Consider the following 8,690-nt stretch of genomic DNA (forward strand, 5'->3'; position numbering starts at 1 on the left):
TTTGTAGGCGCGGGTTTACCCGCGAATGGGCTGCAAAGCAGCCCCAAAAGCCCACTCAGTACTCGCTGAGGGAAAACTCGGTCAGGCAGAAGGTAGGCACCCCGGCCGCCTGCAACCGGCGCGACCCGTCCAGTTCCGGCAGGTCGATGATCGCTGCCGCCTCGAACACCTGCGCCCCAGTACGACGCACCAGGTTCGCCGCCGCCAGCAGCGTACCGCCAGTAGCAATCAGGTCATCGAAGATCAGCACCGAGTCGCCTTCACACAGGCTGTCGGCATGCACTTCCAGGAAGGCCTCGCCGTACTCGGTCTGGTAACCCTCGCTCAACACGTCAGCCGGCAGCTTGCCCTGCTTGCGGAACAGGATCAGCGGCTTGTTCAGCTGGTGGGCGATGATCGAGCCGATCAGGAAACCCCGCGCGTCCATGGCGCCGATGTGGCTGAATTCAGCCTCGACATAGCGCTCGATGAACTGATCGGCCACATAGCGCAGCCCGCGTGGCGACTGGAATAACGGGGTAATGTCGCGGAAGATCACACCCGGTTTGGGGAAGTCCACTACCGGGCGGATCAGGGCTTTGAGGTCGAAGGCGTCGCTGTGCATTGTTGCGGGTATCCTGGGAAAACGAATGCCCAAGTATACCCGCTAAAGACCGGCCTCAGGCCTCGATTGCACCACCGGCCAGCGCGCACAGCTGGATCGGGTCGAGGATGTGCACTTCCTTGCCCTCGGCGCGCAGCAGGCCGTTCTGCTGGAAGCGGGTGAACACCCGCGACACGGTTTCTACCGCCAGGCCAAGGTAGTTGCCGATTTCGTTGCGCGACATGCTCAGGCGGAACTGGTTGGCCGAATAGCCACGGGCACGGAAGCGCGCCGACAGGTTGACCAGGAAAGTGGCAATGCGCTCGTCGGCGGTTTTTTTCGACAGCAGCAGCATCATTTGCTGGTCGTCGCGGATTTCGCGGCTCATCACCCGCATCAGCTGGCGGCGTAGCTGTGGCAGCTGTACCGACAGCTCGTCCAGCCGCTCGAAGGGGATTTCACACACCGAAGTGGTTTCCTGGGCCTGGGCCGATACCGGGTAGGCCTCGGTATCCATGCCTGACAGGCCGACCAGTTCGCTGGGCAGGTGAAAGCCTGTGATCTGCTCTTCGCCGCTGTCGCTGAGGCTGAAGGTTTTCAGGGCCCCGGACCGTACTGCGTAGACCGAGCCAAAACTGTCACCCTGGCGGAACAGGAACTCGCCTTTCTTGAGCGGCCGCCCGCGTTTGACGATTTCATCCAGCGCGTCCATGTCTTCCAGGTTCAGCGAAAGAGGCAGGCACAGGGGGGCCAGGCTGCAATCCTTGCAATGGGCCTGGTTGTGTGGGCGCAGTTTGACTGGCTCGGACATTTGAATCGATCCTTGTGGGAAAGCACACATAAGTCGTAAGGGTAACTCACGACACAGGGTGTAGGCCAGTGTGCGCAATGATGGTGCGCGCTGGCGAAACCCCGGCAGGTGGCCTGCCGGGAGTCCTTGTGTGCTCATAGTGTGCCTGACAAGGAAGCTTGTCCATGCGGTTGAACGCCTTGTTTTTCAGATCACTCGCGAGAAACGCTGGCGGTTGTGCATCGCCAGATACGCGTCGAACACCATGCATACCGAGCGCGCCAGCAGCCGGCCGGCGGGCAGGATGCGAATGCCCTTGTCGTCCAGGCTGATCAGGCCGTCGCGCTGCAAGGTCAGCAGCTCGGGCCAGAGGTCGTTGAAGTAGCCGCGAAAATCCAGGGTGAAAGCCTGTTCGATGGGTTCGAAATCCAGCTCGAAATGGCAGATCAGTTGCTGGATCACTGCCCGGCGTATGCGGTCGTCGTGGTTGCACAGCAAGCCGCGCTGGGTAGCCAGCTGGGCGTTGGACAGGCTGTCCTGGTAGGTGTTGAGGTCACTGCTGTTCTGGCAGTACAGGTCGCCGATCTGGCTGATCGCCGACACGCCCAGGCCAATCAGGTCGCAGTGCCCGTGGGTGGTGTAGCCCTGGAAGTTGCGCTGCAAGGTGCCTTCTTCCTGGGCAATGGCCAGTTCGTCGTCGGGCAGGGCGAAGTGGTCCATGCCGATGTAGCGGTAACCGGCGGCGGTCAGTTGGTCGATGGTGGCGTGCAGCATCTCCAGCTTGGCGGCCGCGCTGGGCAGATCGTTGCTGTCGATGCGCCGTTGCGGCATGAAGCGCTCGGGAAGGTGGGCATAGTTGAACACCGACAGGCGGTCGGGCTGCAGGCGGATCACTTCTTCCACGGTGCGGGCAAAGCCTTCCGGGGTTTGCTTGGGCAGGCCGTAGATCAGGTCGAGGTTGACCGAGCGAAACTGCAGCGTGCGCGCAGCCTCGATCAAAGTGCGGGTCTGCTCCAGGCTCTGCAGGCGGTTGATTGCGCGCTGCACGGCCGGGTCGAGGTCCTGCACGCCAAGGCTGACGCGGTTGAAGCCCAGTTCGCGAAGCAGGCCCATGGTCGACCAGTCGGCTTCGCGAGGGTCGATCTCGATGCCGTAGTCGCCGGAATCGTCGTCCAGCAGGTGGAAGTGCTGGCGCAGGGTGGCCATCAGCTGGCGCAGTTCCACATGGCTGAGGAAGGTCGGTGTGCCGCCGCCAAAATGCAGCTGTTCAACACGTTGTTTAGGGTCCAGGTGGCAGGCGATCAGCTGGATTTCCTGCTCCAGGCGCTGCAGGTAGGGCGCGGCGCGCGCACGGTCTTTGGTAATGACCTTGTTGCAGGCGCAGTAGTAGCAGATGTTGGCGCAGAACGGCACATGCACGTACAGCGACAGCGGGCGCACGGCCCGTCGGCTCTCGCGCAGGGCGTTGAGCAGGTCGAACGAACCCACCTCGCTGTGCAGTTGCACAGCGGTTGGGTAAGAGGTGTAGCGTGGCCCGGCGAGATCGTAGCGGCGGATCAGGTCGGTATCCCAACGGAGGTCGTCGAGCATGAGGGTAGTCCCCGGAAAGAGCAGCAGTGCACCGGAGTCTATGGCCGTCTGTAGGAAACTGTGTTGATTTGTATCAAGGGCATTGGGGCTGCTTTGCAGCCCCCGTCAATGCCCCATCAGCCAGTGCTGGTGTGGGCCCGGCAGGGTCCAGATACCGAATAGCATCACCAGCACGCCGCCCGCCACGCGCACGCTGCGTCGCCGCAACAGGGCGTTTACCCGTTCGGCAGCCAGCCCGGTTGCCAGCAACACCGGCCAGGTGCCCAACCCGAACGCGAGCATCAATACCGCGCTGTACCCGGCGTTGCCCTGGCTGGCGGCCCACAGCAGGGTGCTGTACACCAAACCGCACGGCAGCCAGCCCCACAAGGCGCCCAGCAGCAACGCCCGGGGCAGGCTGGACACCGGCAGCAAGCGCGACGCCATCGGCTGGATATGCCGCCACAACCCGCGGCCCAGCGCCTCGATACGGGTCAGCCCGCTCCACCAGCCGGCCAGGTACAGGCCCATGGCAATCAGCAGCAGCGCTGCAGCCACCCGCAGCGCCAGCGCTGCCGGGCTGCTGGCCACGGCCCAGCCGGCCAGGCCCAGCAGCAGGCCGGCGCAGGCATAGCTGAAAATGCGCCCCAGGTTGTACGCCAGCAACAGGCGCAGGCGCTTGCCGCGTTGTTCGGGGGGGATGGCCAAGGTCAGTGCGCCCATCAGGCCACCGCACATGCCCAAGCAGTGACCGCCCCCTAGCAGGCCAAGGACCAGTGCCGAGCCCAGCAGCGCAAGCAGGTCAGGCACGGGGCGGTGGTTCCTTGTCGGTGTCGGCCGGGGCATCGTCAAGCTTCACTGCCGCCTGGTGGCGCGGGTCCTGATCGTCGAACAGGATGCTGTGGGCGGGGCCTTCAAGGTCATCGTACTGACCGCTGTCGACCGCCCAGAAGAAGATGTACACGGCCACGCCGACCAGCAGCAGGGCTGCCGGGATCATGACATAGAGGGCGGGCATGGCGACTTCCTCCCGGGTAAAGGGGCTTCGTGGGGCAGCGGGCCCGAGGCCACTGGCATACGGGTCAGGCGCAAGGCATTGAGCACCACGATCAGCGAGCTGACCGACATGCCGATGGCGGCCCACACCGGCGTGATCCAGCCGAGCGCGGCGAACGGCAACATCAGGCCATTATACAGGGTCGCCCACAGCAGGTTCTCGAGGATGTTGCGGCGGGTGCGGCGGGCCAGCTCGAACGCCTGCACCAGCGCTTGCAGGCGGTTGGACAGCAAGACGGCGTCGGCACTGGTCTTGGCCAGGTCGGTGGCGCTGCCCATGGCGATGCTGATATCGGCGGCGGCCAGTACCGGTACATCGTTGACCCCGTCGCCGAGCATCAGCACCTTGCGCCCGTCAGCCTGCAGGGCTTTCAGGCGGTCCAGTTTGTCATCCGGGCGCAGGCCGCCAATGGCCTGCTCGATACCCAGCTGCGCGGCCACTTCGGCAACCATCGGCGAGCTGTCGCCCGACAGCAGCAGGGTGTGCCAGCCGCGCGCCTTGCAGGCAGCGAGCAGGGCCGGGGCATCGTCGCGCAGGCGGTCATCCAGGCCGAACCAGGCCATGGGTCCCTGGCGGTCGCCCAGCAGCAGCCACTGGCCGCGCGGCTCGGGCACAGCGGGGATTTCCGCACCACTCAAGGCGCAGACGAAGGTAGCCTGACCAATGCGCAGGCGCTGGCCGTCGACCAGCCCCTCCAGGCCCAGGCCGGGTACGCTCTGTACGTCATCGGCAGGCGTGGCGGTACGACCAAAGGCGCGAGCGATGGGGTGTTCGGAGCGGTTTTCCAGCGCCGCGGCCAGGGCCAGGCAGCGGTCGGCGGCCTGGCTGCCGAGCGGGCGGATGCTGCGCAAGGTCAGGCGGCCTTCGGTCAGTGTGCCGGTCTTGTCGAAAATCACCGTGTCGATGTGGTTCAGGCCTTCCAGCACGTGGCCGCGGGTGACCAGCAGACCAAGCTTGTGCAGGGTTCCGGTGGCGGCGGTCAGTGCGGTTGGCGTAGCCAAAGACAGGGCACAAGGGCAGGTGGCCACGAGCATGGCCAGCACGATCCAGAACGCCCGTGCCGGATCCAGGTGCCACCACCACAGGCCGATGGCTACCGAGGCCAGTAGCGAGAACAGCAGGAACCACTGCGAGGCGCGATCGGCGATTTCCGCCAGGCGCGGTTTTTCAGTCTGGGCGCGTTCCAGCAGGCGGACGATGGCCGACAAGCGTGAGTCATGGCCGAGGGCTTCCACTTCCACATTCAGCGCGCTTTCGACGTTCAGCGTACCGCCAGTGACCCGCTCACCCACCCGGCGTGGTTGCGGCAGATACTCGCCGGTCAGCAGCGATTCGTCGACGCTGGAGCGGCCCTCGACGATGCGCCCGTCGGCAGGAATGACCGCGCCGGGCAGCACCTGCACGGTGTCGCCGCACTGTAACTCGCTGAGCAGGATGCGTTCGCTGCGCCCGATGGCGTCCAGGCGCAGGCATGAGGCGGGCAGCAGGTTGACCAGCTGCGCAGTGGCCGCCGCTGTGCGCTCGCGGGCGCGGCGCTCCAGGTAGCGGCCGGTCAGCAGGAACAGGGCGAACATGCCCACCGTGTCGAAATAAAGCTCGCCGCTGCCCGTGATGGCTGTCCAGATGCCGGCGCCGAACGCCAGGCCAATGGCCAGCGACACCGAAACGTCCATGGTCAGGTGGCGCGTTCGCAAGTCGCGCGCCGCGCCCTTGAAGAAGGGCGCGCAGCTGTAGAACACGATGGGAATGGTCAGGAACAGCGCCACCCAGCGCAGGATGGTATGCAACTCGGGTGTCAGGTCGATGTTGAATTCCGGCCAAGTGGCCATGGTCGCCATCATCGCCTGGAACCACAGCAGCCCGGCCACGCCCAGGCGGCGTAGGGCGCTGCGGTTTTCCCGGGCCAATTGCTCGGCGGCCTGGTCAGGCTGGTAGGGGTGGGCGGCGTAGCCGATCTGGCGAAGTTCGGCGAGCAGGCGCGACAGCGGTAGCTGCTTGTCGTCCCAGTTCAGCGCCAAGCGGTGGTTGGACAGGTTCAACCGGGCTTCGGCGACACCGGGCAGGTTGCGCAGGTGCTTTTCGATCAGCCAGCCGCAGGCGGCGCAGCTGATGCCCTCGACAAGCAAGGTGGTTTCGGCCAGCTCGCCCTGGTGGCGGACGAAGGTTTGCTGCACGTCGCTGCGGTCGTACAGGGCCAGTTCGTCCTGCAGTTGCTTGGGCAGGGCTTCGGGGTTGGCGCTGTTGTCGCTGCGGTGCTGGTAGTAATGTTCCAGGCCACCCGCGACGATCGACTCAGCCACCGCCTGGCAACCGGGGCAGCAGAACTGCCGCGGCTGGCCGAGGACCACGGCGGTGAAGCGGCTGCCGGCCGGGACGGGCAGGGCGCAGTGGTAGCAGGGGGTCGGTTGGGTCATAGGGCAGACACTGCTCAGGCAGATAGGAAACCCTGTGGGAGCGGGCGCGCCCGCGAANGGCGTGCCCGCTCCCACAGGGATTTGCGGTGTTGCTACTGTTGGTGTTCGGCGCCTTGCAGGGCTTCGTCACCCAACTGCAAGGTCACACCATGCGCCACTTTTTCCTCTTCGAACAGGCGCCACACCTGGCCCCCTTCGTTGCCCAGCAGTTCCACAAAGCGCCGCCCGTCGACCTTGTCCTCCAGTTGTCCCACATAGCGCCCTGCTTCGACACGGCTCAGCAGCACCTTGCGGTCCTTCTCTGGCTGGGTTGGCGAAATCAGGTTCAGCTCCAGGTTTTGCGGGCCACTGCTACCGGTCAGGCGCAGGTCCACTTCGCCGGTCAGTTCGTCCAGATGCACGCTGGCTTTCAGGCCAAGCTGCTGCGCCAGCAGCTCGCGGTCCAGCGAGCGGTTGATGCCCTTGCCGGCCTCGTAGTAGTTGTCATTCACCAGGTTGTCCGGGTTGTGCACAGCGATGCTGACCATGGTCAGGCTCAGGCACACCGAGGTGGTGAGAATGCCGATGATGATCCAGGGCCAGAGGTGCTTGTACCAGGGGCTGGCGGCGGTGGCGGCAGGCATTGTGCGTTATCTCTCTTAGCGGATCTGTGGGCCGATGAAACGGCTCTTGGCTTCAACCTGGGCGTCGCTGTCGTCGGCGCTCTTGAGGATGAAGGTGATTTCGTTGGTGGTCGATGGCAGCTTCTCGGGGGCAACCGACAGCTGCACAGGAAGGCTGACGATGTCACCGGCGGCCACGCGGATCTCGCGCTGGCCTTCAAGCTTGAGGTCCGGCAGGCCGGCGGCGTCCAGCACGTAGACGTGATCGCGCTGATCCTTGTTCATTACCTTCAGGCTGTAGACGTTCTCGATCCGGCCCTGGGCGTTTTCGCGGTACAGCACGCGGTCTTTGCTGACGTCGAAACCGACCAGCGAACGGGTGGCGAAGGCCGTCGCCAGCCCGATCATCATCACCAGCAGTACCACGGCATAGCCGATCAGGCGCGGGCGCAGCAGGTGGGTCTTCTGCCCGGACAGGTTGTGTTCGGTGGTGTAGCTGATCAGCCCTTTGGGGTAGTTCATCTTGTCCATGATGCTGTCGCAGGCATCGATACAGGCGGCGCAGCCGATGCACTCGATCTGCAGGCCGTCACGGATGTCGATGCCGGTCGGGCAGACCTGCACGCACATGGTGCAGTCGATGCAGTCACCCAGGCCCTGGGCTTTGTAGTCGGTATCTTTCTTGCGCGGGCCGCGGGTTTCGCCACGGCGCGGGTCGTAGGACACGATCAGCGTGTCCTTGTCGAACATCACACTCTGGAAACGTGCATACGGGCACATGTACACACACACCTGTTCGCGCAGCCAGCCGGCGTTGCCGTAGGTGGCGAGGGTGAAGAAACCGACCCAGAAGTAGGCCCAGCCATCGGCCTGGCCCGTGAAGAATTCGACCACCAGCTCACGGATCGGCGAAAAGTAGCCGACAAAGGTCATGCCGGTGACAAAGCCGATCAGCAGCCACAGGCTGTGCTTGGTGAATTTGCGCAGGAACTTGTTGCCGCTCATGGGGGCTTTGTCGAGCTTCATGCGCTGGTTGCGGTCACCCTCGGTGACCTTTTCGCACCACATGAAAATCCAGGTCCACACGCTTTGCGGGCAGGTGTAGCCACACCACACCCGGCCGGCGAACACCGTGATGAAGAACAGGCCGAAGGCGGCGACGATGAGAATGCCCGAGAGCAGGATGAAGTCTTGCGGCCAGATGGTGGCGCCGAAGATGTAGAACTTGCGTTCGGGCAGGTTCCACCACACGGCCTGGTGCCCTCCCCAGTTCAGCCACACGGTGCCGAAGTACAGCAGGAACAGTGCGGCACCCCCAACCATGCGCAGGCGACGGAACAGGCCGGTGAAGGCGCGGGTGTAGATCTTTTCCCGGGAAGCGTAGAGGTCGACGGAATCCTTCCCTTTGCTGGCAGGCGGGGTGACATCATGTACCGGAATTTGCTTGCTCATCATCAAGTCCCACGGCAGTGGAGAAACGCCGCGGCCTGTGCGTGCGGGCCGCAGTCTCGCGCAATCTGCTAGCGCTCTGCGGTCCATGATACGCCGCTGAGGGCGGTATGGGATCGCACTGCGACCTTTAGTCGCGTTGGGTTCGTGGTGTGAAACGTGTTATGGCGGGTGTCAATTGATCCAGGTCATCAGCCTGCGAGAAACGCTGTGCCAGTACCGGCCT

At 64.3% G+C, this 8,690-nt stretch carries 8 protein-coding genes; all 8 read right to left on the bottom strand.

Translation table 11 applies throughout. The annotated features are described in order from the left end of the window. Nucleotides 1-55: 55 nt before the first annotated feature. The 8 genes from ACTJJN_RS25480 to ccoG all read right to left on the bottom strand — a co-directional run bounded on the left by ACTJJN_RS25480 (nucleotide 56) and on the right by ccoG (nucleotide 8,467). Nucleotides 56-604: an adenine phosphoribosyltransferase gene (locus tag ACTJJN_RS25480; protein ID WP_009683910.1), complete on the bottom strand. Its 549-nt coding sequence runs from the start codon at nucleotides 602-604 to the stop codon at nucleotides 56-58. 55 nt (nucleotides 605-659) lie between these two features. Then, nucleotides 660-1,394 (bottom strand): Crp/Fnr family transcriptional regulator FnrA, encoded by a 735-nt coding sequence (fnrA, locus tag ACTJJN_RS25485; protein WP_003254301.1) that lies wholly within the window; start codon nucleotides 1,392-1,394, stop codon nucleotides 660-662. Between the two features lie 186 nt (nucleotides 1,395-1,580). Beyond that, nucleotides 1,581-2,963 (bottom strand): oxygen-independent coproporphyrinogen III oxidase, encoded by a 1,383-nt coding sequence (gene hemN / locus ACTJJN_RS25490; RefSeq protein ID WP_014755840.1) that lies wholly within the window; start codon nucleotides 2,961-2,963, stop codon nucleotides 1,581-1,583. A gap of 105 nt (nucleotides 2,964-3,068) precedes the next feature. Further along, nucleotides 3,069-3,788, bottom strand: a complete 720-nt coding sequence (locus ACTJJN_RS25495) for a sulfite exporter TauE/SafE family protein (protein ID WP_219732908.1) — start codon at nucleotides 3,786-3,788, stop codon at nucleotides 3,069-3,071. Then, nucleotides 3,745-3,960: a cbb3-type cytochrome oxidase assembly protein CcoS gene (gene ccoS / locus ACTJJN_RS25500; RefSeq protein ID WP_003254296.1), complete on the bottom strand. Its 216-nt coding sequence runs from the start codon at nucleotides 3,958-3,960 to the stop codon at nucleotides 3,745-3,747. The genes ACTJJN_RS25495 and ccoS overlap by 44 nt, the downstream gene beginning before the upstream one ends. Then, nucleotides 3,939-6,413: a heavy metal translocating P-type ATPase gene (locus tag ACTJJN_RS25505; protein WP_087535591.1), complete on the bottom strand. Its 2,475-nt coding sequence runs from the start codon at nucleotides 6,411-6,413 to the stop codon at nucleotides 3,939-3,941. The genes ccoS and ACTJJN_RS25505 overlap by 22 nt, the downstream gene beginning before the upstream one ends. Nucleotides 6,414-6,505: 92 nt before the next feature. Continuing rightward, on the bottom strand, nucleotides 6,506-7,036 hold the full coding sequence (locus ACTJJN_RS25510) for a FixH family protein (protein ID WP_012051692.1): 531 nt from the start codon (nucleotides 7,034-7,036) through the stop codon (nucleotides 6,506-6,508). A 15-nt stretch (nucleotides 7,037-7,051) separates the two neighbouring features. Continuing rightward, nucleotides 7,052-8,467 (bottom strand): cytochrome c oxidase accessory protein CcoG, encoded by a 1,416-nt coding sequence (gene ccoG, locus ACTJJN_RS25515; RefSeq protein WP_004577070.1) that lies wholly within the window; start codon nucleotides 8,465-8,467, stop codon nucleotides 7,052-7,054. Nucleotides 8,468-8,690: the final 223 nt, after the last annotated feature.

It is taken from the genome of Pseudomonas sp. 22515, from assembly GCF_052044625.1.
In the GTDB taxonomy this organism is placed as follows: Bacteria; Pseudomonadota; Gammaproteobacteria; order Pseudomonadales; family Pseudomonadaceae; genus Aquipseudomonas; species Aquipseudomonas alloputida.

Excerpts from the sequence above, each read along its gene's own strand:
- ccoG (WP_004577070.1), bottom strand. The coding sequence starts at position 8,467 with ATGAGCAAGCAAATTCCGGTACATGATGTCACCCCGCCTGCCAGCAAA.
- ACTJJN_RS25480 (WP_009683910.1), bottom strand. The coding sequence starts at position 604 with ATGCACAGCGACGCCTTCGACCTCAAAGCCCTGATCCGCCCGGTAGTG.
- hemN (WP_014755840.1), bottom strand. The coding sequence starts at position 2,963 with ATGCTCGACGACCTCCGTTGGGATACCGACCTGATCCGCCGCTACGAT.
- ACTJJN_RS25495 (WP_219732908.1), bottom strand. The coding sequence starts at position 3,788 with ATGCCCCGGCCGACACCGACAAGGAACCACCGCCCCGTGCCTGACCTG.
- ACTJJN_RS25510 (WP_012051692.1), bottom strand. The coding sequence starts at position 7,036 with ATGCCTGCCGCCACCGCCGCCAGCCCCTGGTACAAGCACCTCTGGCCC.
- fnrA (WP_003254301.1), bottom strand. The coding sequence starts at position 1,394 with ATGTCCGAGCCAGTCAAACTGCGCCCACACAACCAGGCCCATTGCAAG.
- ACTJJN_RS25505 (WP_087535591.1), bottom strand. The coding sequence starts at position 6,413 with ATGACCCAACCGACCCCCTGCTACCACTGCGCCCTGCCCGTCCCGGCC.
- ccoS (WP_003254296.1), bottom strand. The coding sequence starts at position 3,960 with ATGCCCGCCCTCTATGTCATGATCCCGGCAGCCCTGCTGCTGGTCGGC.